Below are 23,564 nucleotides of genomic sequence, written 5' to 3'. Positions count from 1 at the left end.
GACAAACGAGAGAGCTGAGCAGACGTGCGAGTAGCGCAATCCTGGCTGACCGAGATCCTGCAGCGGGCAACTCCCAACTGGGAGGTGACCCCGGAAGAGCTGGACGCCGGGTTCGTCCGGGTGGGACTCGAAGTCGAGGAACTCGACACACTCGAGGCGATCGACGGCCCGTTGGTCGTCGGCAAGGTCGTCTCCATCACCGAACTGACCGAGTTCAAGAAGCCGATCCGCTTCTGCCAGGTCGAGGTCGGCGAACCCGAGCCCCGTGGCATCGTCTGTGGCGCGCGCAATTTCAACGAGGGTGACCTCGTCGTCGTTGCGTTGCCGGGCGCGGTGCTGCCCGGCGGATTCGAAATCGCCACTCGCAAGACGTACGGCCAGGTGTCCGACGGCATGATCTGCTCCGTCTCGGAACTCGGTATCGGCAAAGACCATTCGGGCATCTTGGTGCTCGAGCCTGGTACCGCCGAACCCGGCGCAGATGGCAACGAGTTGCTCGGTCTCGGTGACACGATCATCGAACTGAACATCACCCCGGACCGTGGCTACTGCTTCTCGGTCCGCGGTCTCACGCGAGAGCTCGCGTGCGGCTTCGATCTCGAATATGCCGATCCCGCTTCGGTTCCCGCGCACCCGGCTGAGGGTGAAGCCTGGCCGGTGCGCCTCGAACCGGAGTCCAAGGCTTCGCGTTTCGTGATGCGGAAGATCACGGGTATCGATCCGCAGGCAGTGAGCCCGTGGTGGCTGCAGCGTCGACTTCTGCTCTCGGGTGTTCGCCCGATCTCGCCGGCCGTCGACGTCACCAACTACGTGATGCTCGAACTCGGTCAGCCTCTGCACGCGTTCGATGCGACCTCGGTGCAGGGCGACCTGGTGGTCCGTCGCGCCAAGGCGGGGGAGAAGCTGACGACGCTCGACGACGTCGAACGCACGCTCGATCCCGAAGACGTTGTCATCGCCGACGATTCCGGAGTCATCTCGCTGGCTGCCGTCATGGGCGGCGCAACCACCGAGGTGGGAACGGCAACGACGGACATCCTCCTCGAAGGAGCTACTTGGGATCCGCTCGCAGTCTTCAAGACGGCGCGCCGGCACAAGCTGCCGAGTGAGGCGAGCAAGCGTTTCGAGCGCGTCGTCGATCCGGCAATTCCGCTCGCGGCCGTCGACCGCGCAGCCGCTCTGCTGGTCGAGATTGCCGGCGGACGGATCGAACCGGTCCTGACCGACGTGGGCGATGTTGCCCCTCGCGCTGCCATTCGCATGGATATCGACCTGCCCGACCGTGTCGCCGGAGTCACGTACCCCAACGGCACCGCAGCTCGCCGCCTCACCCAGGTTGGCTGCAACGTCGAGGTCGGCGTCAGCGAAGAGGGACACGGCCAGTTGGTCGCGACTCCGCCGTCGTGGCGTCCGGACCTGGTGCAGCCTGCGGACCTCGTCGAGGAAGTTCTTCGCCTCGAAGGTCTCGAGCAGATCCCGTCGGTGCTTCCCGCCGCTCCGGCCGGACGCGGATTGACTCCGTCGCAGCGACGTAAGCGCACGGTGTCGAAGGCCGTGGCTCACGCCGGTTACGTAGAGGTCCTTCCTCCGGTCTTTCTGCCCACCAACGTCTTCGACGTCTGGGGCCTCGACGCGGATGATCCGCGCCGCAACACCAGCAAGGTCCTCAACCCGCTCGAAGCCGATCGTCCGGAGTTGGCGACCACGCTGCTCCCGGGTCTGCTGGAGATCCTGGCTCGCAACGCTTCTCGCGGTCAGCGGGATCTTTCGCTGTACGGCATCGCGCAGGTCGTCCTGCCGGGCCCCGACACCAAGCCGGTGGATGCATTGCCGGTGGATCGTCGCCCGACGGACGAGCAGATCGCGAACCTGATCGCGTCGTTGCCGGCTCAGCCCGTGCACATCGCTGCAGTGTTGAGTGGTTTGCGTGAGCCGAGCGGCCCCTGGGGTCCTGGCCGTCAGGCCGAGGCTTCGGACACTTTTGCAGCAGTGCGGGTCATTGCAGCTGCAGCAGGCGTCGAGGTGGAACTGCGTGCGGCGCAGTACCTGCCGTGGCATCCCGGCCGTTGCGCCGAGGTTGTCGTTGACGGCAACGTAGTCGGTCATGCGGGCGAACTGCATCCGGCTGTTCTCGAGCGTGCGGGATTGCCTGCGCGCACTTGTGCACTGGAGATCGACCTCGACGCTTTGCCGTTGGTCGAGAACCTGCCGGCGCCGCGCATTTCGCCCTTCCCCGCAGTGCTCCAGGACGTGGCGGTTGTTGTCGATCGCGATATTCCTGCGGCGAAGGTCCAGGAAGCTCTGCGTTCCGGCGGCGGCGAACTTCTCGAAGACATTCGCCTCTTCGACGTCTTCGAGGGCGAGCAGGTCGGTGAAGGCCGCAAATCGCTCGCGTTCGCGTTGCGATTCCGTGGTGTCGACCGGACGCTGACCGAGGACGAGGCCAGTGCCGCGCGTGATGCGGCAGTGGAGGCGGCTTCCAAGGCCGTCGGTGCGCAGATGCGCGGCTGATTTCCTCAACTGATCACAGAGCCCACGTCCATCCCAGGTGGTCGTGGGCTCTGTCGTGTTATCGGCTTTTCGACTGAGGTGAATCGGAAAGCCACACATCTGGCGCAACGGTGTCCGTCCGTCGCCCTTGCTGGTCGAGCACGTGGCCGAGCAGTTTGCGCAGATACAGCACGATGGATCGTTCCGTGACGCAAAGACCCGGAATCTCCTTGCGCAGACGAGTTTCGAATGCATCGAGTTCTGCAGGAGAATGCAGCCACAACTGAACCACCAGGTTGTCGGGGCCGACTACAGCGAAGCAGTTTCGAACTTCCGACGCCCGACTCAGCACTCGTCCCGCCGTATCGAGAAGCTCGGGTTCGACGCGGCACCACAAAGTGGCGAGCACGGGAAGGCCGGCCAGCGGCCGCGCGAATTCACACCGCAGCGCCACCAACCCCGAAGACGTGAGCCGGTCGATCTGGCGTTTGCACGCAGCGGGACTGACACCGATCGCGTCGGCCAACTCCTTCATGGGAGTGCGCCCGTCGTAAGCGAGCTTCGTCAGAACCTTGCGATCCTGTTCGGATATCCCGGTCGGCCGAGCGCGCACGGCAGGACGGTTTTCGCTGGTGGTCAGCACACCCTTCTCGGACGGTGCCAGCGCATTGAGTCTCCATCGCCCACCTTCGGTGAACCAGCGTGTGATGATCGAGGTTCGTGTCGCCAGTACACCGTCGATCGTTGCGACGTCTTCCGAGATGAAGCGCGACATCGACGCCAGATCCGCGGTACCGGCTGTGACGAGCAGATCTGCTCTGCCCGTTGATGCTTCGATGGTCACGGCGTGGGCCGAGCGAGTCAGCCGTGCCGCGACCGTGTCGAGAAGAGCAGGTGAGCAATCGATTTCGATGATCGCTGTGACGATGCTGCCCAGCACCTGTGGCCCTGGAGTGACCGTGACCCAGGCCAACGACGATTCGGAGAGTCGATTCCAACGACGGGCGAGAGTCGCGGCGTCGAGTTCGAGTGGTTCGGCCAACGAAAGCCACTTCGATCGCGGTGCGAGCTGGAGCGCATTGATTATCCTCAGATCGATTTCATCTATCCTGCGACCGTTGCCGGCATCTGGTGCACTCATAACGTCATTATCCGGCATATTGCTGCAAGATTCGGACTATCTGCGACGCTCGACGGATGATCACAGAGGAGAAGTACGCGCTGATCGGAGCGGGCCCGTCTGGATTGGCCGGCGCGCGAAACCTCGATCGGGCCGGGATAGCGTTCGACGGCTTCGAGAGCCACGACGACGTCGGTGGGCTCTGGGACATCGACAACCCGCACAGCACCGTCTACGAGTCGGCGCACCTCATCTCTTCGAAGGGCACCACCGCATTCGCGGAGTTCCCGATGGCGGATTCGGTGGCCGACTACCCGAGCCACGTCGAACTTGCCGATTATTTCCGCGACTACGCCGATACTCACGATCTTCGCAGGCACTTTGCCTTCGGCACTACCGTCGCCGACGTTTCGCCGGTCGATTCGCTGTGGCAGGTCACCACGCGCAGTCGCAGCGGTGAGACAACAGTCGCGCGGTATCGAGGCGTGATCATCGCGAACGGAACGCTGTCGAAGCCGAACATGCCGACTTTCCGGGGCGACTTCACCGGCACGTTGATGCACACGAGCCAGTACCGCAGCGCCGAGATCTTCCGCGGGAAGAAGGTACTGGTCATCGGGGCGGGCAACAGTGGATGCGACATCGCCGTCGATGCCGTCCACCAGGCCGAGTGCGTCGACCTGAGCGTTCGGCGAGGCTACTACTTCGTCCCCAAGTATCTGTTCGGCCGACCCTCGGACACCTTGAATCAGGGAAAGCCGTTGCCGCCGTGGATCAAACAACGCGTCGACACCTTGGTACTCAAGCAGTTCACGGGTGATCCGGTGCGGTTCGGATTTCCGGCACCGGACTACAAGATCTACGAATCGCATCCGGTCGTGAACTCGTTGATCCTGCACCACATCGGGCACGGTGATGTGCACGTGCGCGCCGACGTCGACCGGTTCGAGGGGAAGACGGTGCGGTTTGTCGACGGATCGTCTGCCGACTACGACCTCGTTCTCTGCGCCACGGGGTATCACCTCGACTATCCCTTCATCGCGCGCGAGGACTTGGACTGGTCGGGCGCTGCCCCGGACCTGTTCCTCAACGTCGCGAGTCGCCGCCACGACAATCTCTTTGTTCTCGGCATGGTCGAAGCATCCGGTCTCGGGTGGCAGGGCCGTTTCGAGCAGGCCGAGTTGGTGGCCAAATTGATCACCGCACGTACCGAAGCCCCCGCCGCGGCGCGGGAATTCTCGGCGGCGGCGGCCGGTCCTCCTCCCGATCTGTCCGGGGGATACAAGTACCTGAAGTTGGGACGAATGGCCTACTACGTGAACAAGGACGCCTACCGATCGGCGATCAAGCGACACATCGGACTGCTTGATGCCGCTCTGACGAAGGGAGGACAGTGATTGCCGATCGACGACGTGGTGCTCAACTTCAACCCGGGATCGTTGATTATCCTCAACGTGGTGCTGGCCGCGATCATGCTGGGGATCGCCCTCGACACTTCGGTCGACGACTTTCGTCGTGCGCTCACCAAACCCAAGGCGATGGCGGTGGGTATTGCTGCGCAGTTCGTGCTGTTGCCGGCAGTGACTTTTCTCCTGACGCTGATTCTCTCGCCGGCTCCGTCGGTAGCACTCGGCATGATCCTGGTGGCGTGCTGCCCGCCAGGGAACATCTCGAACGTCCTGACTCACCGGGCGGGCGGCGACGTCGCACTCTCGGTGTCCATGACGGCGGTGTCGAACGTCCTCGCGATCTTCCTCATGCCGCTCAATCTTGCGTTCTGGGGGAGCCGACGCCCGGAGACCGACGCTCTGTTGCAGTCCGTGAACCTGAATGCGCTCGAGATGGTCGCGCAAATCGCCCTGATCATCGGTGTGCCGTTCGTTCTCGGCATCTGGGCGGCACGAAGGTTTCCGGAGATCGCCGCGAAAGCGCAGCCTTGGGTGAAAAACGGTTCGTTGGTGGCGTTGTTGATCTTCATCGTCGCGGGGGTGTCGGGGAATGCGTCGTACTTCGTCGACTACATCGGGGTGGTACTGCTCGCGGTCTTCCTGCACGACACGGTTGCCCTCGCACTGGGATACTTCTGCGGCGCCGTCACCGGGTTGAACGAATACAGCCGTCGCGCCGTCTCTTTCGAGGTCGGCATCCGCAATGCCGGGCTGGGGCTTGGCCTGGTGTTCACGTTCTTCGACGGTCTCGGTGGCATGGCCGTCGTGGCCGGCTGGTGGGGGATCTGGGACATCATCGCCGGGTTGGCTCTGGCGACGATCTGGTCCAAGCGACGCGCCCGAAAGGCGGTACCGGCATGACCGTCGCACTCGTCACGGGCGGAAACGGGTTCCTGGGTACCGCTGTCATCGACGCACTGATCGCGCAGGGCATCACCGTCGTCTGTGTCGACCTCACGGTCAAGGACACGCCGGACGATCGCATCCGCCGCGTCAGGGCGGACGTCTGCGACCCCACAGAATTGGGGCGGGTGTTCGGTCAGTACCGACCGAACGTCGTGATCCACCTTGCGTCCATCGTGAATCCCGGCAAGACCACGACAGCAGAGCAGGAGTACCGCGTCGACGTCGACGGGACACGAAACGTGCTCGCGGCCTGCGTCGAACACGGGGTTGGACGGATCGTCGTGTCTTCGTCCGGAGCGGCGTACGGCTACCACTCCGACAACCCACCGTGGATCACCGAGGACGTACCTGTCCGAGGCAACGACGAATTCAGATACAGTCGCCACAAACGCCTGGTCGAAGAGATGCTCGCCGAATATCGCGTCGAACACCCGGAGTTGGAACAGGTTGTCTTCCGGATCGGCACGATCTTGGGTGAGAGCGTCGACAATCAGATCACCGCGTTGTTCGATCGCCGCAAGCTGCTCAAGGTTGCCGGGAGCGACAGCCCCTTCGTCTTCGTCTGGCACACCGATGTCGCGGGCGCCTTTGCGGAGGCCGTGACCGGAAACCAAGTGGGCATCTTCAATGTCGCGGGCGACGGCGTGCTGACCGTCGACGAGTTGGCTTCCCGGATGGGCAAGAGCACGGTGACGCTTCCTGCATGGTTGTTGCGAGGCGTTCTACGCGTCGGACGGCGATTGGGCGTAACGGAACACGGTCCGGAGCGCGTCGGATTTCTCCAGTACCGACCGGTTCTCGACAATCGGCGGCTCAAGGAACAGTTCGGATACGTCCCCGAATATTCGAGCGAGGAAGCGTTTGCCGCGTATCTCGCGTCACGCTGACCCCTTCGACGGACGGTCGTGGAAGGATCGGAATTGTCCGTCGGCGTTTTCGAGAAGGGACTCACAGTGTCACGAAATGATGGGCCCGAACATGATGGGTCCGAGCACGATGGTTCCGTGCACCAGGTAGTCGAGGCCGCCAGTGCACTCGACGACAAGGACTTCCTCGCGGTCGTCCGCGCAGTGGTCGAGCGTCGTCCGAGTTTGTCGGTCCTTCTTTCCGTGGTGGACACCGCTGCCGCGAGCCTCGAGCCGCACCGTGTAGAGGACGACAACACGATCACCGACGCCGAAGAAGTCGAACTGCCCGACACCGTTGTGGAGGTCGACGAGATCATCGACGTCCCGGTGGTACTTGCGACCGACCCGAGAATTCCCGAACCCGACTACACCGAAGGGGGAGTCCCCACTTTCGACCGTGTTCGGGAGAAGATAGAGGGGCGCTTCGGTACTTCCATAGGTTCGGCCGAATTGGCACACGAGAGTCCTGCCGGAAAGTCCGTGGACGAGCAGTGGGACGAGCGCCAGAAGGCCGCAAAAGCCAAGCTCGAGGAGATCCGGCGATCCATGGGTAAGTAATTATGCATTCCGATGCACAATGATGCATACTGTGTGACATGACTGAAGGTGGTACGACCGAGAACACACGCAAGCCGATCAGAGTCGCCGTTGCCGGCGCCAGTGGGTACGCCGGTGGTGAGGTTCTGCGTCTGCTCCTCGGGCACCCCTCCTATGTCGACGGCAGTCTGGTGATCGGTTCGCTGACCGCCGGTGGCAACGCCGGTTCGACGCTCGGTGAGCATCATCCGCACTTGCTCCCACTCTCGTCGCGGGTACTCGAAGAGACCACTGTCGAAATCCTCTCGGGTCACGACGTTGTCTTCCTCGGTCTCCCGCACGGAAATTCGGCTCAGTACGCCAAGTTGCTACCCGAATCGACGGTCATCATCGACTGCGGCGCGGACTTCCGGCTGCAGGATCCCGCAGCCTGGGAGAAGTACTACAAGAGTACTCATGCCGGTACCTGGCCCTACGGTCTTCCTGAATTGCCCGGTGCCCGTGAGAAATTGGTAGGCGCAACCCGCATTGCCGTTCCGGGCTGCTACCCGACGGCTGCGAGCCTCGCGCTGGCCCCCGCCGTTGCCGCGGGGATCGTGGACTCACACGTGAACGTGGTTGCGGTCAGTGGCACTTCGGGCGCCGGCCGGGCACCGAAGGCTGATCTGCTGGGTTCCGAGGTCATGGGCTCCGTCCGTGCGTACGGTGTCGGAGGTGTCCATCGCCACACCCCTGAGATCATTCAGAATCTTTCGGCCGCAGGCGGCAAGGACATCAGTGTTTCCTTCACTCCAGTCCTCGCGCCCATGCCGCGCGGCATCCTCGCGACCTGCACGGCAGCCACCACGGCCACCGAAGAGCAAGCGCGCGAAATCTACGACAAGGCATACAACGACGAGCCGTTCATCCACGTACTGCCTGCCGGAGTCTTCCCGCAGACCGGTGCCGTGATCGGATCCAATGCCGTACAGATCGGGGTCACCGTTGACGCCGACGCCGGTCAGCTCGTTGTCATCTCGGCAATCGACAATCTCACCAAGGGCACCGCCGGTGGCGCGGTGCAATCGATGAATCTCGCCCTTGGCCTACCCGAGACCGCAGGTCTCTCTACCGTGGGAGTAGCTCCGTGAGCACCGACAATCCGCAGCAGATCGACAACGCAACCGAGCCTGACGCGACCGTTGCAGACGTGGTTCACGTCGCCGGGGGACGTCTGCTCCGCACGCAGGGCGTCACCGCACCTGCCGGATTCCGCGGTGCCGGAATTGCTGCCGGTATCAAGAAGAGTGGCAAGTCGGACCTCGCATTGGTGCTCAACGAGGGACCCGATCTGGCCGCTGCCGGCGTCTTCACCCTGAACAAGGTCAAGGCAGCTCCGGTGCTCTGGTCTCAGCAGGTCCTGACGACGGGCAAGCTGCGCGCGGTGGTCCTCAACTCGGGCGGCGCGAACGCCTGCACGGGCGCGGGTGGATTCCAGGATGCACACAAGACTGCCGAGGAAGTTGCTTCGGCACTGAGTAATTGGGGCACCGAGACGGGCGCGATCGAGGTCGCTGTCTGTTCGACCGGACTTATCGGTGACCGCTTGCCCATGGACAAGCTGATCCCCGGTGTCACCGAGGTGGTGCACGAACTCGCTGGCGGAATCTCCGGCGGCACCGACGCGGCATACGCGATCATGACCACCGATACCGTGCCGAAGCAGGCGTCGCTGCACCACGCGAACAAATGGAACGTCGGCGGAATGGCCAAGGGCGCAGGCATGCTCGCGCCTGCGCTGGCCACGATGCTGTGCGTCGTCACGACCGATGCTGTCGCAACGGCGGATCAGCTCGATACCGCTCTGCGCGCCGCCACCCACCTGAGCTTCGATCGCCTCGACGTCGACGGCGCCACGTCCACCAACGACACAGTGCTCCTGTTGGCTTCCGGCGCCAGCGGTGTCACGCCGACGCAGGACGAACTGAACGCCGCAGTGCTGGCCGTGTGTGATGATCTCGCGGATCAGTTGATGGCAGACGCCGAGGGTGTCACCAAGCGGGTCAAGGTGACGGTTCGCGGCGCGGCGTCCGAGTCCGATGCGTTGATCGGCGCCCGGACCATCGCCCGCGACAGCCTGGTCAAGACAGCGCTTTTCGGTTCCGATCCCAATTGGGGTCGCGTTCTCGCCGCAGTGGGTATCGCTCCCATCGAGCTCGATCCCGATCGAATCAGTGTGTCCTTCAACGGGAGTCCCGTCTGCATCGACGGCGTCGGTGCTCCGGGGGCGCGTGAGGTGGACCTGAGTGGGATCGACATCGAACTCGACATCGATCTGGGAATCGGCAACGAGTCCGTGAGCATTCGCACCACGGACCTCTCGCATGCTTACGTCGAAGAGAACTCGGCGTATTCGTCATGACCGAGACGTATCCCGTGATCAGCGAGCATCAGAAGGCGCATGTCCTCGCCGACGCGCTGCCGTGGCTGCAGCGATTCCGAGACAAGGTGGTCGTGGTCAAGTACGGCGGAAACGCCATGATCGACGAGACGCTCAAAACGGCATTTGCCGCCGACATGGCGTTCCTGCGGACTGTCGGCATCCATCCCGTCGTCGTGCACGGCGGTGGCCCGCAGATCAACGCGATGCTGGCGCGCCTTGGCATGAAGGGTGAGTTCCGCGGTGGCTTCCGGGTCACGACGCCCGAGGTGATGGACGTCGTGCGGATGGTGCTTTTCGGTCAGGTCGGCCGTGAACTCGTCGGCTTGATCAACGCGCACGGTCCGTACGCGGTCGGTATCTCCGGTGAAGATGCGCACCTGTTCACCGCTACTCGACGCACTGTTGCGGTCGAGGGGGAGCAGACCGACATCGGGCTGGTCGGGGACGTCACCACCGTGAACCCAGACGCGGTACTCGATCTCATTGCGGCAGGACGTATTCCGGTGGTCTCGACCATCGCGCCCGACGCCGACGGCGTCGTCCACAACATCAACGCCGATACCGCTGCTGCCGCACTGGCCGAGGCGATCGGTGCCGAGAAGCTCGTTGTCCTCACCGACGTCGAGGGCCTGTACACCGATTGGCCGGACCGAGCCTCGCTGGCCACCGAGATCGACACCGACGCCCTGGCCCAGTTGTTGCCGAGTCTCGACGCCGGCATGGTGCCCAAGATGGAGGCCTGCCTTCGCGCGGTGCGCGGAGGTGTGCCGTCGGCGCACGTGATCGACGGTCGGCTCGAACATTCAGTCCTACTCGAACTTTTCACCGGTGAAGGAATCGGCACGATGGTCGTGCCGGGTCCCTCCGTCGCCGGTCCCCAGCAGGGAGCTAGCTCATGAGCACGATCGATCTGCAGCAGCGGTGGTCCGCTTCGCTGATGAACAATTACGGCGTACCCCGGGTTGCTCTCGTCCGCGGTGACGGCGCCGTACTCACCGACGCCGACGGCAAGCAGTACGTCGACTTCCTGGCCGGAATCGCCGTCAACATCCTCGGACACGGACATCCGGCCGTCGTCGAAGCCGTCACTACTCAGTTGTCGACACTCGGCCACGTGTCCAACCTGTACGCCAGCGAGCCGGTCGTCGAGTTGGCGGAGCAGTTGCTCGCTCATCTCGGCAACGTCACCGGGCGCGCGTTCTTCTGCAACTCCGGTACCGAGGCGAACGAGGCTGCCTTCAAGCTCGCTCGCGCCACCGGCCGGAAGAAGATCATCGCAGCCGAAGGCTCCTTCCACGGTCGCACGATGGGCGCACTCGCTCTGACGGGTCAGCCGGCCAAGCGGGCGCCGTTCGAACCGATGCCCGCCGGTGTCGAGTTCGTGCCGTACGGCGACGTCGAGGCACTCGAGCAGGCCGTCGATTCCGACACCGCCGCTGTGTTCCTCGAACCGATCATGGGTGAGGGCGGCGTCGTGGTGCCACCCGAGGGATACCTCGTCGAGGCTCGGCGGATCACCGCCGAGCGCGGTGCACTTCTCGTGCTCGACGAAGTGCAGACCGGCATCGGCCGGACCGGCTGGTTCTACGCCCATCAGGCAGTCGGCATCGTGCCGGACGTCATCACCCTCGCGAAGGGACTCGGTGGCGGAATGCCGATCGGCGCCTGCATCGCGACCGGGGCAACGGCCGAGTTGTTCGGACCGGGTAAGCACGGTACGACGTTCGGTGGCAATCCGGTGTGTGCTGCGGCGGCACTTGCCGTGCTGAAAACCATTGCAGCGGAAGACCTGATCTCACGCGCCGACAGTTTGGGTAAATCCATCTCGGCGGGCATCGAAGATCTAGGCCATCCGTTGGTCGACTACGTACGGGGATCAGGACTGTTGCTGGGTGTCGTGCTGACCGAGGACGTCGCGCCGGCGGTGGAAAACGCAGCGCGCGAAGCCGGGTACCTTGTGAATGCAGCGCAACCCGGAGTGATCCGGTTGGCGCCGCCGCTCATCCTCACGGACGAGCAGGCCGAAACCTTCGTGGCAGCACTACCTGCCATCTTCGACAGCGCACTATCGGCTGACCAGCCGGGGGAGAAGTGACTACCGTGGTGAAACACTTTCTCAGGGACGACGATCTGACTCCTGCGCAGCAGGCCGAAGTTCTCGAACTCGCAGCGATTCTCAAGAAGGACCCGTTCGCTCGGCGTCCGCTCGAGGGTCCCCGCGGAGTCGGTGTCATCTTCGAGAAGAACTCGACGCGTACACGTTTCTCGTTCGAGATGGGCATCGCACAGATGGGCGGCCACGCTGTCGTCGTAGACGGGCGCAGCACTCAACTCGGTCGTGAAGAGACCTTGGCGGACACCGGACGCGTTCTCTCCCGCTACGTCGACGCCGTCGTGTGGCGCACGTTCGGCCAGAAGCGCCTGGAGCAAATGGCTACGGGCGCAACGATTCCCATCGTCAATGCATTGTCCGACGAATTTCATCCCTGTCAGGTTCTGGCCGATCTGCAAACGCTGATCGAACAGAAGGGTGAGCTCAAGGGGCTGAAGCTGACCTACCTGGGCGACGGCGCCAACAACATGGCTCACTCGCTGATGCTCGGCGGAGTGACCGCAGGCATCGATGTCACCATCGCAAGCCCCGCCGGCTTCGAACCGGCGGACTGGGTCGTGGCAGCAGCACGCAAACGCGCCGAGGAAACCGGCGCGACCATCACCCTGACGCAGGACCCACAGGCCGGCGTCGTCGGCGCCGACGCGTTGGTCACCGACACCTGGACCTCGATGGGTCAGGAGAACGACGGGCTCGATCGGGTCGGACCTTTCCGTCCGTTCCAGATCAACAAGGAGCTGCTCGCAAAGGCAGATCCGAAGGCCGTCGTCCTGCACTGCCTGCCCGCGCATCGCGGCGAAGAAGTCACCGACGAGGTTCTCGACGGACCCCAGAGCGTCGTCTGGGACGAGGCGGAGAACCGTCTGCACGCCCAGAAGGCGTTGCTCGTGTGGCTGTTGGAACAGCGAACCCAACTGGACCAGGCGTGAGCGTCGCTCCCACTCGGGCCGGTCGCCAGTCGCGCATCATCGCGCTGCTGGCGGCGCACCCCGTCCGAAGTCAGACGGAGCTGGCGGCGTTGCTCGGTGCCGAGGGCATCGAAGCGACGCAGGCCACTCTCTCTCGTGACCTCGAAGAGTTGGGAGCGGTGAAACTGCGCGCCGCCGACGGCGGCGCCGGTGTTTACGTGGTGCCGGAGGACGGGAACCCGGTACGCGGTGTGTCCGGCGGTACCGACCGTCTCTCACGGCTGTTGGGTGAGCTGTTGGTCTCCACCGATTTCAGCGGCAACATGGCGATTCTCCGGACACCGCCGGGGGCCGCGCACTACCTCGCGAGCGCACTGGATCGGTCCTCGATGCCGGACATCGTGGGCACGATCGCCGGAGATGACACCATCTTCGTGGTGGCCCGGGAACCGCTTTCCGGAGCGGAACTCGCGGCCATGATCGAATCGCTCGCCTGACCCCTTATTCTTTGATAGAGATTTTCAACCGAAGGAGCACAAAAACCATGGCCGATCGCGTCGTACTCGCCTACTCGGGCGGGCTGGACACTTCTGTTGCCATCAGTTGGATCGGTAAGGAGACGGGCGCTGAAGTTGTCGCCGTCGCCATCGATCTGGGGCAGGGTGGCGAGGACATGGAGGTCGTGCGTCAGCGCGCGATCGACTGCGGCGCAGTCGAATCCGTTGTCGTCGACGCCCGCGACGAGTTCGCGGACGAATACTGCCTGCCGACCATCGCGGCCAACGCCCTGTACATGGACCGCTACCCGCTCGTCTCGGCCATCAGCCGTCCGCTGATCGTCAAGCACATCGTCGAAGCTGCACGCTCGCACGGCGGCACCATCGTCTCGCACGGTTGCACCGGTAAGGGCAACGACCAGGTTCGCTTCGAGGTCGGATTCGGCGCCCTCGCACCCGACCTGCAGGTCATCGCACCGGTCCGCGACTACGCCTGGACCCGCGAGAAGGCCATCGCCTTCGCCGAAGAGAACAACATCCCGATCAACGTCTCCAAGAAGTCGCCGTTCTCGATCGACCAGAACGTCTGGGGCCGCGCCGTCGAGACCGGATTCCTCGAGGATCTGTGGAACGCGCCGACGAAGGACGTCTACGACTACACCCAGGACCCGACGGTCAACTGGAACGCACCCGACGAGCTCATCATCAGCTTCGACAAGGGCCGCCCGGTCGCCATCGACGGCCGCCCGGTGTCGGTTCTCGAAGCCATTCAGGAACTGAACAAGCGCGCAGGCGCTCAGGGCGTCGGCCGTCTCGACGTCGTCGAGGACCGTCTCGTGGGCATCAAGAGCCGTGAGATCTACGAAGCTCCCGGCGCGATGGTTCTCATCACCGCACACCAGGAACTCGAGCACGTCACCCTCGAACGCGAACTCGGTCGCTACAAGCGTCAGATGGAGCAGCGTTGGTCCGAGCTGGTCTACGACGGCCTCTGGTTCTCGCCCCTCAAGGACGCACTGGACACGTTCGTCAACAAGACGCAGGAACGCGTTACCGGCGACATCCGTCTCTTCCTGCACGGTGGAGCCATCACCGTCAACGGTCGTCGCAGCCCGGAGTCGCTCTACGACTTCAACCTCGCGACGTACGACGAGGGCGACAGCTTCGACCAGTCCGCATCGAAGGGCTTCGTCGAGATCCACGGTCTGTCGTCGAAGGTCGCCGCGAAGCGCGATCTGGGACTCTGAGCCATGACGGCTCGCGGTGACGGAGACGCTCAAAAACACGGCACCAACGAAGGTGCGCTGTGGGGCGGGCGGTTCGAGTCCGGACCGGCCGCTGCCATGGCGGCGCTGAGCAAGTCGACTCACTTCGACTGGGTCCTCGCTCCGTACGACGTGCGGGCGTCGCAGGCGCATGCGCGTGTGCTGAACAAGGCCGGTCTGCTCAGCGAAGCCGATCTCGTGACAATGCTCGACGGTCTCGACCGTCTGGCGGCAGATGTCGCCAGTGGCGCCTTCGGGCCCAGTGATTCGGACGAGGACGTACACGGCGCACTCGAGCGTGGTCTGATCGAGCGTGTCGGGCCTGAGGTCGGTGGACGCCTGCGTGCTGGACGTTCACGAAACGACCAGGTGGCCACGCTGTTCCGCATGTGGCTTCGCGATGCGGTCCGCCGCATCTCCACCGGAGTTCTCGACGTGGTCGATGCTTTGGCGACTCAGGCCGGGGCGCATCCGGATGCCGTGATGCCGGGCAAGACGCACCTGCAGGCGGCTCAGCCGGTCCTGTTGGCGCATCACCTGCTCGCTCACGCACATCCACTGTTGCGGGACGTGCAGCGCCTTCGCGACTTCGACGTGCGAGCTGCGGTGTCCCCGTACGGTTCCGGTGCACTGGCCGGTTCCTCGCTCGGTCTCGACCCCGAAGCCATTGCAGCGGAATTGAAGTTCGACAGCTCGGCCGAGAACTCGATCGACGCAACGGCTTCGCGTGATTTTGCGGCCGAGGCAGCGTTCGTGCTTGCGATGATCGGTGTCGATCTCTCCCGTATGGCGGAAGAGATCATCATCTGGAGCACACCGGAGTTCGGCTACATCACGCTTGCCGACGCATGGTCGACGGGATCGTCGATCATGCCGCAGAAGAAGAATCCGGATGTCTCGGAACTGACGCGCGGTAAGTCGGGTCGTTTGATCGGCAACCTGACCGGATTGTTGGCGACGCTCAAGGCTCAGCCGCTGGCGTACAACCGCGATCTGCAAGAGGACAAGGAACCGGTTTTCGACTCGGTTGCGCAGCTCGAGATGCTGCTCCCGGCCATCACCGGTCTGGTGCAGACGCTCGAGTTCCACACCGAGCGCATGGCGGAACTAGCTCCGGCAGGGTTCACGTTGGCCACCGACATCGCGGAGTGGATGGTGCGTCAGGGCGTGCCGTTCCGGGTTGCCCACGAGGCTGCCGGAGCGTGTGTGCGTGTCGCCGAAGCACGAGGGGTCGGACTCGAAGATCTCACAGACGAGGAGCTGGCCGGCGTCGACAGCGCGCTGACACCCGCTGTTCGTGAGGTGCTGACAGTCGAGGGTTCCATTGCTTCGCGCAACGCGCGAGGCGGCACTGCGGGGGTGCGGGTTGCCGAGCAGCTGGACGGAGTCAAAGCAGTGGCGCAGTCACTGCGGGAATGGACCCTGTGACCTCGCGGTCACGAGTGTTGTCGCTCTCTTTTCGGCAGTAGTCCTTCGGTCGTACGCGGTCAGGTAGCAGAATTTGCTCCCTGACCGCGTACGCGTATTCGTCGTCAGTAGGCTTGTCGCGCGCGGGAAAAATGAGACTGACGTCACATGGTGAGTAACTTGGGAGTGAAATGGTGGGATTGAATTCCAAGTCTGTGCTGGGCCCGATTCGTCGGGTGGTTGCGACAGCACAAAACGGCCTCGAGGTCGTCCGGTTGGGTGGGCTGGAAACGGATGCGACCACGTCGCCGTTCGAGATCGTCGAACGCGCAGCGATGTATCGGCTACGGCGCTACTTCCCGGACAGTGACCCGGAAACCGTCGGCGCACCGATCTTGCTGATCCCGCCGATGATGATGTCGGCGAACGTGTACGACGTGACCCGTGACCAGGGCGCTGTGGGAATTCTGCACGAGATGGGCCTTGATCCCTGGGTCGTCGATTTCGGTTCGCCCGACTCCGAAGAGGGCGGTTGGGATCGTAACCTCGCCGATCACATCATCGCTCTCAGCGACATCGTCGATCACATCCACCGTCACACCGGAAAAGATGTTCACATCTCCGGTTATTCGCAGGGTGGCATGTTCGCCTATCAGGCTGCCGCGTATCGGCGTAGTCGAAACATCGCCAGCGTCATCACCTTCGGCAGTCCGGTCGACACACTCGCCGCGCTACCCTTCGGCATCCCGGCGGGATTGGCAACCAAGGGTGCAGATTTCCTCGCCGATCACGTCTTCAATCGCCTGGCGGTCACCGGGTGGATGGCCCGTACCGGGTTCCAGTTGCTCGATCCCGTGAAGACGCTGAAGATGCGCGTCGACTTTCTGCTTCAACTGCACGACCGTGAGGCGTTGCTTCCGCGGGAGCAGCAACGCCGCTTCCTCGCGACCGAGGGTTGGGTCGCGTGGTCGGGGCCCGCGGTAGCCGAACTGCTCAAGCAGTTCATCGTGCACAACCGAATGATGACCGGTGGGTTCGTCATCAAGGATCAATTGGTCTCGCTCGCCGAGATCACCTGCCCCATCCTGGCATTCGTCGGCGAGGTCGACGACATCGGCCAGCCGCAAGCGGTTCGAGGCATCAGTCAAGCCGCTCCGCGGGCGAAGGTCTACGAATCTACCTTGCGTGCAGGTCATTTCGGTTTGGTTGTCGGTTCCACCGCGGCCAATCACACCTGGCCGACCACCGGTGAATTCGTGCAGTGGACCGAGACGGGTGGACCCCTCCCGGACCGTATCGCGAACATGGTCTACGGCGCCGACCTCGAAGACCAGACCGGTGTGTCGATCAGCAATCGGATCATCCACACCGTCGCCTCGGTCGCTGAAGTAGGTGCAGGAGTCACCAAGGGAATCAGTGACCTTGCCGCCGGTGCGTTGCGCGGCACTTTCGAATTGTCGGGAGAAGCGGCACGAGCGTTGCCACGTCTGGCTCGACTCAACCAGATTCAGCCGCACACCAAGATCTCGCTGAGCCAGTTGCTGGCGGAGCAGCGTCGAAAGGCGCCGAACGGCGAGTGCTTCCTTTTCGACAATCGCGTGCACACGTATGAAGCGGTCAACGCGCGTATCGACAATGTCGTGCGTGGATTGATCTCCGTGGGAGTGCGTCCGGCAGCGCATGTCGGTGTCCTGATGGAGACCCGCCCCAGCGCACTCGCGGCCATCGCGGCCCTGTCGCGACTTGGTGCCGTCGCGGTCATGCTTCCGCCAGGCTCCGACATAACGGCGGCGGTCAAGCTGGGGTCGGTCGATCGGATCATCACCGATCCGGAAAACGTCGATGCTGCAGTGGTTACCGGTCGGCCGGTACTGGTGCTCGGCGGCGGCGATGCCCGTGGCCTCGAGGTGGATCCGTCACACGACGTGATCGATCTCGAACAAATCGATCCGACGAAGGTCAATCTGCCCGGGTGGTACCGACCGGATCCCGGTGTCGCCCGCGAACTCGCCTTCATCATCTTTGCGGAATCCGGCGGTGTGCTCGAGGCCAAGCAGATCACCAACTACCGGTGGGCACTGTCGGCCTTCGGCACGGCCACGGCGGCAGATCTCGATCGCGGTGACACCGTGTACTGCCTTGCACCACTCCATCATTCGTCGAGTCTGCTCGCGACCATCGGTGGTGCCATGGCCGGTGGCTCACGCATTGCGCTCTCACGTGGACTGAACCCCGCGAGGTTCGTCGAGGAAATCCACCGCTACGGCGTGACGGTCGTGAGTTACACGTGGTCGATGGTGCGCGAGATACTCGACGAGGATCTTCTTCTCATCGACGGTAGTCATCCGGTCCGCCTGTTCATCGGTTCGGGCATGCCCCATGGTCTGTGGAAGCGGACAACGGAGGCGTTCGACCCCGCGCAGGTACTCGAGTTCTATGCGTCGACCGAAGGCGACGTGATTCTTGCCAATGTTGCAGGCTCCAAAGTTGGTTCCAAGGGGCGCCCGCTGCCGGGTAGCGCGCAGGTGCGGTTGGCGGCATACGACCCGCTGAGTGGTCGGCTCCTCGAGAACGGAAACGGATTTGTCCGTGAGTGCGCCGAAGACGAGGTCGGATTGCTGCTCGGGCGTGCGGGATTCACCGCCGATCTCTCTGGCGGAGCCATGCGAGGTCTCTTCCAAGCCGGCGATTCGTGGATTCCCACCGAAAATCTCTTCCGCCGGGACGCCGACGGCGACTACTGGCTGATCGACCACAAGAACACGGTCATTTCCACGGTCCGCGGTCCCGTGTTCACCCAGCCGATCGTCGACGCGTTGTCGAGTGTGGCGCGGGTGGATCTTGCCGTCGCATACGGAGTCGGTGACGCGCCGCATCAGCTCGCGGTCGCTGCCGTGACATGGCGTCCGGGGCGGCAGTTCCGTTCTGCCGAGCTTGCAGAGGCCCTCTCGCGCATCGCTTTCGACGCTCGTCCGGATATCGTGCACGTGGTTGACGAGATCCCGGTGGGTTCGTCGTACCGTCCGAGCTCCACTGCGTTGGCTGCGGCCGGATTGCCGGCGCCGGGGCCACGGACCTGGTTCCTCGATTCCGAGTCGCAGTCGTACAAGCGGCTGACCAAGGCAATTGCCGCGCAGTTGATGCCGACGAGGGTGAGCACCGGAGCACGGTAGCCTGAGGGCATTCTGTTTGATCGGTTCGAGAGGACACACGTGGCTATTGATTCGACGTTGCTCAGCATTTTGGCCTGCCCCCAGGACAAAGGCCCGCTGTTGCTGGTCGGGGACGAGTTGCTCTACAACCCGCGCCTGCGTCGTGCCTACCCGATCGAGAACGGCATTCCCGTTCTGTTGATCGACGAGGCACGCGATGTAGCGGACGACGAGCACGAAAAGTTGCTCGCACGGGCTGAAGGCTAGATCGGCAACTCACCGGTCAGGTACCGCTGGAGGTTCGGCGCCACCAGCGGTACCAAAGCGTCGACGCTCAATGATGCGAGTGGTTCGAGTCCGAGCACATATCGCGTGACAAGCAGTCCGGCCATCTGAGATGCCACCAATTCCGCTCTGATCAAGCCGGTACCAGGTGGTGTGTCCACCCGCGGAATGATGTCGCGCAATACGACATCGAGCAGAAAGCTCTGGATCAACTGCGATCCGTCGCCGGAAATGGCTGATCGAAAAGCCGCCAGAATCGCCGGCTGGTGTTCCGAATCCCATAGCCCGATCACCGCCCGGAGAAGGCTTTCGCCGAGGTTTTCGGTCGGGGAGGTGTGAACCGGTCCCAATACCTGGACTGGATCGATCGGTAGCGCGATCGCAGCGGTGAACAACTGCTCCTTGCTTCCGAAATGATGATGAATCATGGCCGGATCGACGTCAGCGGCCGCAGCTATCGATCGAACAGTTGTTCGTCGAAAACCGTTCTGGGAGAACGCCCGTCGCGCCGAATCGAGGATCTGCGCGCGAGTCTCCGACTTGCCCGGTCGTCGCCCCGAACGAATCGGTACCGGACTCGTGTCCTTGTCGGTCATGGAGTGCGGCGATCGAGTGTGGCCGCGGCCAGCGATAGCGCGGCGGCGGCGAAGCCCGCCATGACGGCGAGATCACGCCACATCTGACCCGTCGCGTCGGCATGCATCGACACTTGCTGAAGTGCGTCGACGGCGTAGCTCAAGGGGAGGACGTTGCTGATCCATTCGAGCCAGGTCGGCAATTGGTCGCGCGGTACCAGGAGTCCGCAGAGGAAGAGCTGTGGAACCACAACTACCGGCATGAATTGCACCGCTTGGAACTCGGTCTTCGCGAATGCGCTGGCCAACAGGCCTAGCGCAACGCCCAGTATTGCGCCGAGAACTGCAATGACGATGACCCAGGCAAGACTGCCGGCGATGGTGAGTCCGAGGAATCCGAAAGCAACCGCGCACGCGAGGGCTGCCTGAGCGGCGGCGGAGAGCGAAAATGCCGCCCCGTATCCGGCGAGAAGGTCGAGTTTGCCCATCGGTGTGGTGAGCAGGCGTTCGAGTGTGCCTGAACTGCGTTCGCGTTGCATCGCGATGGACGTGACCAGGAACATGACGACAAACGGCAAGATTCCCAACATCGTGATCGCCACTCGTTGGAAGAGCGAAACCTGGCCGGGTGGCGTCGGGACGTCTTGGTAGAGGAAATAGAGCAGAATCATCAGTAACGACGGGACCAACAAGATCATGGCCACCGTGCGGTGATCTTGGCGGAGCTGAAGCAGAATGCGTACGGTCGTAGCACCGAAGATCCTGATGCTCATGATATTTCGCCTCCGACGGGTGAAGTCCGAATCAGCTCGAGAAAGGCGTCCTCGAGCCGTTCACATCTGGTTTTGGCGCGCAATTCATCGGGTGTGAGTTGAGCGAGGAGGTGCCCGTCTCGCATCAGGATCAGCTCAGCGCAGTGGTCGGCCTCATCCATGACGTGGCTGGAGACCAACAGGGTGGTTCCGCTGCGAGCAAGGTCAGCGAATCGTTCCCACAATTCGACACGAAGCACCGGATCGAGGCCGACGGTCGGTTCGTCGAGGATCAACACATCAGGTGACGCCACCAACGCGCAAGCCAGCGAGACTCGCCCGCGTTGACCACCAGACAGATCGGCGGCGGTCTGGTCGGCGTATCGGCTCAATCCGACGGCGTCGACCGCTGCTGCGACGTCGGCGCCGGACTTGCCGTAAAGAGCGCCGAAGTACTGGACGTTTCGAGTGACCGTCAGGTCGCCGTACACGCTGGGGGATTGGGTGACATATCCGACCCGGTGGCGAAGAGCAACGGAACCGGCGAGATCGCCCAGCACTCTGACCTCACCACTTTCGACGATCTGTGTTCCGACAATCGCGCGCATCAGGGTTGTCTTGCCGCAGCCGGACGGGCCGAGCAGTCCGGTGATCGATCCTGCTGATACCTGCAGGTCAAGCGAGTGAAGAACTTCGTGCTTGCCGCGAACGACTCGTAGTCCGCGGATATCTATTGCCGGCGTTGTGGTCACGGTTCGCCTCGTTTCAATAATTCATCACTTGTTGAATTATGCGACTCGGCCGACCGATGAGTCAACGGCGTGGGCACAATCGAAGGGTGAGCATCGAGACCTTGGAAAATGTGGAGAACCCGTTGGAAGCGGGCCTGACAATTCTCGGCTCGACCCTGACCGTCGACGACATCTCGCTGAGGATCGTCGAGGTCGAGGCGTACGGAGGGGAGAAGGACGGGCCATGGCCGGATCCGGCAGCACATTCGTATCGGGGGAGAACGCCGCGGAACAGCGTGATGTTCGGGCGGGCGGGGCGTCTCTACGTCTACCGCAGCTATGGAATGCACTTTTGTATGAACATCTCGTACGGCCCGGATGGTGTCGCGGGTGGTGTTCTGCTCCGAGCGGCCGAAATCGAGGCCGGTCACGATGTGGTGTCTGCTCGGAGATCGCCGGATCGACCATCTCACCAATGGGCCAGAGGGCCGGGTAATCTCGGTGCTTCTGTCGCAATCACGTTGGCGGACAACGGAACAGACGTGTTCAACCCTGCCTCGCGGATTCGGCTCGAATTGGGGGAGTCGAAGGAATCGGTCAGTGGACCGCGGGTGGGGGTCAGTACCGCGGCGGAGGTTCCGTGGCGCCTGTGGATTCCGGACTCGCGAGCGGTGTCCGCGTATCGCCGAAGCCCGCGAGCGCCGGTCATTTCGTGAAGATGGGATGATCGAGTCCGTGACTGAGAATATTCTCGACGAACTGACCTGGCGCGGGCTGATCGCCCAATCAACCGATCTCGACGCTTTGCGTAAAGATCTCGAGGCCGGACCGGTCACGTTGTATGCGGGCTTCGACCCGACAGGACCGAGCCTGCACGCAGGTCACCTGGTTCCGCTCCTCGCGCTCAAGCGGTTTCAGCGCGCCGGCAACCGCCCGATCGTTCTTGCCGGCGGTGCAACGGGCCTGATCGGAGACCCCCGTGACGTCGGGGAACGGACGATGAACTCCGCCGATACCGTCGCGGACTGGGCAGGTCGCATCCGTGGTCAGCTCGAACGATTCGTGGATTTCGACGATTCGCCGACGAGCGCGGTCATCGAGAACAACATGAACTGGACCGGCAAGATGTCGGCCATCGACTTCCTGCGTGATGTCGGCAAACACTTCTCCGTGAACGTCATGCTTGCGCGTGACACCGTGAAGCGTCGTCTCGAGTCGGACGGGATGTCGTACACCGAGTTCAGCTACATGCTGCTCCAGGCCAACGACTACCTGCACTTGCGACGCGACCTCGGCTGCACTCTGCAGGTCGGCGGGTCCGATCAGTGGGGCAACATCATTGCCGGCGTCGAACTCAACCGTCGTGTCGACGGTGAGAGCGTTCATGCAATGACGGTTCCGCTGGTGACCTCGGCCGATGGCAAAAAGTTCGGAAAGTCGACCGGTGGCGGAAGTTTGTGGCTCGACCCCGAGATGACCAGCCCGTACGCCTGGTACCAGTACTTCGTGAACACCGGCGACGCCGACGTGATCAAGTACCTGCGCTGGTTCACCTTCCTGACTGCGGACGAACTCGCAGAGTTGGAGACTGCAACGGCAGAGCGGCCGCATGCGCGAGAAGCGCAGAAGCGACTTGCCGCGGAGATGACGACCTTGGTTCACGGGGAACACAACACCCGTGCTGTCGAGCTCGCCAGTCAGGCGTTGTTCGGCAAGGCGGAGCTGGCGGAACTCGACGAGTCGACGCTAGCCGCGGCGCTGAAAGAAGCATCGGTCAGCGAATTGGCGCCGGGGGAGCCGCGCACGATCATCGATCTGCTCGTGACGAGCGGCTTGTGCGAGAGCAAGGGGGCCGCTCGACGCGCCGTGAAAGAGGGCGGTGCTTCGGTGAACAACCAGAAGGTGTCGGCCGACGACTGGGAGCCCACCGCATCCGATCTGCTTCACGGCAGCTGGTTGGTCGTCCGGCGCGGAAAGCGCAACTTCGCCGGCGTGAGAATCCTTCCGAACTGACGTGTGTGGGGTCACAGTTGTCTTGCGGGGCTCCT

At 63.2% G+C, this 23,564-nt stretch carries 21 protein-coding genes; 17 read left to right on the top strand and 4 right to left on the bottom strand.

All coding sequences use genetic code 11. The features are described from left to right. Positions 1–24 precede the first annotated feature (24 nt). Positions 25–2,511: a phenylalanine--tRNA ligase subunit beta gene (pheT, locus tag M0639_RS15490; protein ID WP_047270468.1), complete on the top strand. Its 2,487-nt coding sequence runs from the start codon at positions 25–27 to the stop codon at positions 2,509–2,511. A gap of 58 nt (positions 2,512–2,569) precedes the next feature. Here the strand turns inward: pheT and M0639_RS15485 are convergent, their stop codons facing one another. After that, entirely contained in the window at positions 2,570–3,631 is a 1,062-nt protein-coding gene (locus M0639_RS15485) for an Lrp/AsnC family transcriptional regulator (protein ID WP_054801331.1), read from the bottom strand. 56 nt (positions 3,632–3,687) lie between these two features. On the opposite strand from M0639_RS15485, the gene M0639_RS15480 reads away from it, so the two are divergent. From M0639_RS15480 to M0639_RS15415, 14 genes are all read left to right on the top strand, one after another. After that, entirely contained in the window at positions 3,688–5,007 is a 1,320-nt protein-coding gene (locus M0639_RS15480; protein ID WP_064075619.1) for a flavin-containing monooxygenase, read from the top strand. Further along, positions 5,008–5,919 (top strand): bile acid:sodium symporter family protein, encoded by a 912-nt coding sequence (locus tag M0639_RS15475; RefSeq protein WP_064075618.1) that lies wholly within the window; start codon positions 5,008–5,010, stop codon positions 5,917–5,919. Further along, positions 5,916–6,851, top strand: coding sequence for an SDR family oxidoreductase (locus tag M0639_RS15470; protein ID WP_064075617.1), 936 nt, complete (start codon positions 5,916–5,918; stop codon positions 6,849–6,851). Before M0639_RS15475 ends, M0639_RS15470 begins: the two co-directional genes overlap by 4 nt. Before the next feature lie 117 nt (positions 6,852–6,968). Continuing rightward, positions 6,969–7,430: a hypothetical protein gene (locus M0639_RS15465; RefSeq protein WP_021344370.1), complete on the top strand. Its 462-nt coding sequence runs from the start codon at positions 6,969–6,971 to the stop codon at positions 7,428–7,430. Positions 7,431–7,468: 38 nt separating this feature from the next. Beyond that, positions 7,469–8,539 (top strand): N-acetyl-gamma-glutamyl-phosphate reductase, encoded by a 1,071-nt coding sequence (gene argC, locus M0639_RS15460; RefSeq protein ID WP_064075616.1) that lies wholly within the window; start codon positions 7,469–7,471, stop codon positions 8,537–8,539. Between the two features lie 20 nt (positions 8,540–8,559). Then, positions 8,560–9,810 (top strand): bifunctional glutamate N-acetyltransferase/amino-acid acetyltransferase ArgJ, encoded by a 1,251-nt coding sequence (gene argJ, locus M0639_RS15455; protein WP_064075620.1) that lies wholly within the window; start codon positions 8,560–8,562, stop codon positions 9,808–9,810. Continuing rightward, entirely contained in the window at positions 9,807–10,730 is a 924-nt protein-coding gene (gene argB, locus M0639_RS15450) for an acetylglutamate kinase (RefSeq protein WP_054187401.1), read from the top strand. The genes argJ and argB overlap by 4 nt, the downstream gene beginning before the upstream one ends. Continuing rightward, positions 10,727–11,926 carry an acetylornithine transaminase gene (locus M0639_RS15445; protein ID WP_007736227.1) on the top strand — a complete coding sequence of 400 codons (1,200 nt, stop codon included), beginning with the start codon at positions 10,727–10,729 and terminating at the stop codon, positions 11,924–11,926. The genes argB and M0639_RS15445 overlap by 4 nt, the downstream gene beginning before the upstream one ends. Next, the gene (argF, locus tag M0639_RS15440) at positions 11,923–12,873 is read left to right on the top strand and encodes an ornithine carbamoyltransferase (RefSeq protein WP_064075615.1); all 951 of its coding nucleotides are present in this window, start codon (positions 11,923–11,925) and stop codon (positions 12,871–12,873) included. Before M0639_RS15445 ends, argF begins: the two co-directional genes overlap by 4 nt. Further along, complete coding sequence (locus M0639_RS15435; protein ID WP_020907875.1) at positions 12,870–13,349, top strand: arginine repressor; 480 nt, start codon at positions 12,870–12,872, stop codon at positions 13,347–13,349. The genes argF and M0639_RS15435 overlap by 4 nt, the downstream gene beginning before the upstream one ends. Before the next feature lie 47 nt (positions 13,350–13,396). Beyond that, positions 13,397–14,596: an argininosuccinate synthase gene (locus M0639_RS15430; protein ID WP_007736221.1), complete on the top strand. Its 1,200-nt coding sequence runs from the start codon at positions 13,397–13,399 to the stop codon at positions 14,594–14,596. 3 nt (positions 14,597–14,599) lie between these two features. After that, a complete protein-coding gene (gene argH, locus M0639_RS15425; protein ID WP_063316067.1) occupies positions 14,600–16,042 on the top strand; it encodes an argininosuccinate lyase in 1,443 nt (480 codons plus the stop codon). A 170-nt stretch (positions 16,043–16,212) separates the two neighbouring features. After that, on the top strand, positions 16,213–19,194 hold the full coding sequence (locus tag M0639_RS15420; protein ID WP_064075614.1) for an acyl-CoA synthetase: 2,982 nt from the start codon (positions 16,213–16,215) through the stop codon (positions 19,192–19,194). Positions 19,195–19,233: 39 nt separating this feature from the next. After that, a complete protein-coding gene (locus M0639_RS15415) occupies positions 19,234–19,440 on the top strand; it encodes a Trm112 family protein (RefSeq protein ID WP_003944045.1) in 207 nt (68 codons plus the stop codon). Here M0639_RS15415 and M0639_RS15410 read toward each other — a convergent pair. From M0639_RS15410 to M0639_RS15400, 3 genes are read right to left on the bottom strand one after another with little or no spacing between them, the layout of a single operon-like run. Continuing rightward, positions 19,437–20,054, bottom strand: coding sequence for a TetR/AcrR family transcriptional regulator (locus M0639_RS15410; protein ID WP_054801333.1), 618 nt, complete (start codon positions 20,052–20,054; stop codon positions 19,437–19,439). The two genes, M0639_RS15415 and M0639_RS15410, sit on opposite strands and share 4 nt — an antisense overlap. Further along, complete coding sequence (locus M0639_RS15405; RefSeq protein ID WP_003944033.1) at positions 20,051–20,806, bottom strand: ABC transporter permease; 756 nt, start codon at positions 20,804–20,806, stop codon at positions 20,051–20,053. Before M0639_RS15405 ends, M0639_RS15410 begins: the two co-directional genes overlap by 4 nt. Continuing rightward, positions 20,803–21,537: an ABC transporter ATP-binding protein gene (locus tag M0639_RS15400; RefSeq protein ID WP_007736198.1), complete on the bottom strand. Its 735-nt coding sequence runs from the start codon at positions 21,535–21,537 to the stop codon at positions 20,803–20,805. The genes M0639_RS15405 and M0639_RS15400 overlap by 4 nt, the downstream gene beginning before the upstream one ends. Positions 21,538–21,623: 86 nt before the next feature. Here M0639_RS15400 and M0639_RS15395 point away from each other — a divergent pair, with 86 nt between their 5' ends. Then, positions 21,624–22,232, top strand: coding sequence for a DNA-3-methyladenine glycosylase (locus M0639_RS15395; RefSeq protein WP_064075613.1), 609 nt, complete (start codon positions 21,624–21,626; stop codon positions 22,230–22,232). Positions 22,233–22,251: 19 nt separating this feature from the next. Next, positions 22,252–23,529 (top strand): tyrosine--tRNA ligase, encoded by a 1,278-nt coding sequence (tyrS, locus tag M0639_RS15390; protein ID WP_007736194.1) that lies wholly within the window; start codon positions 22,252–22,254, stop codon positions 23,527–23,529. Positions 23,530–23,564 lie beyond the last annotated feature (35 nt).

Origin of the sequence: Rhodococcus qingshengii JCM 15477 (genome assembly GCF_023221595.1) — a bacterium.
In the GTDB taxonomy this organism is placed as follows: Bacteria; Actinomycetota; Actinomycetes; order Mycobacteriales; family Mycobacteriaceae; genus Rhodococcus_F; species Rhodococcus_F qingshengii.
This window is presented reverse-complemented; position numbering and strand designations above follow the sequence as displayed.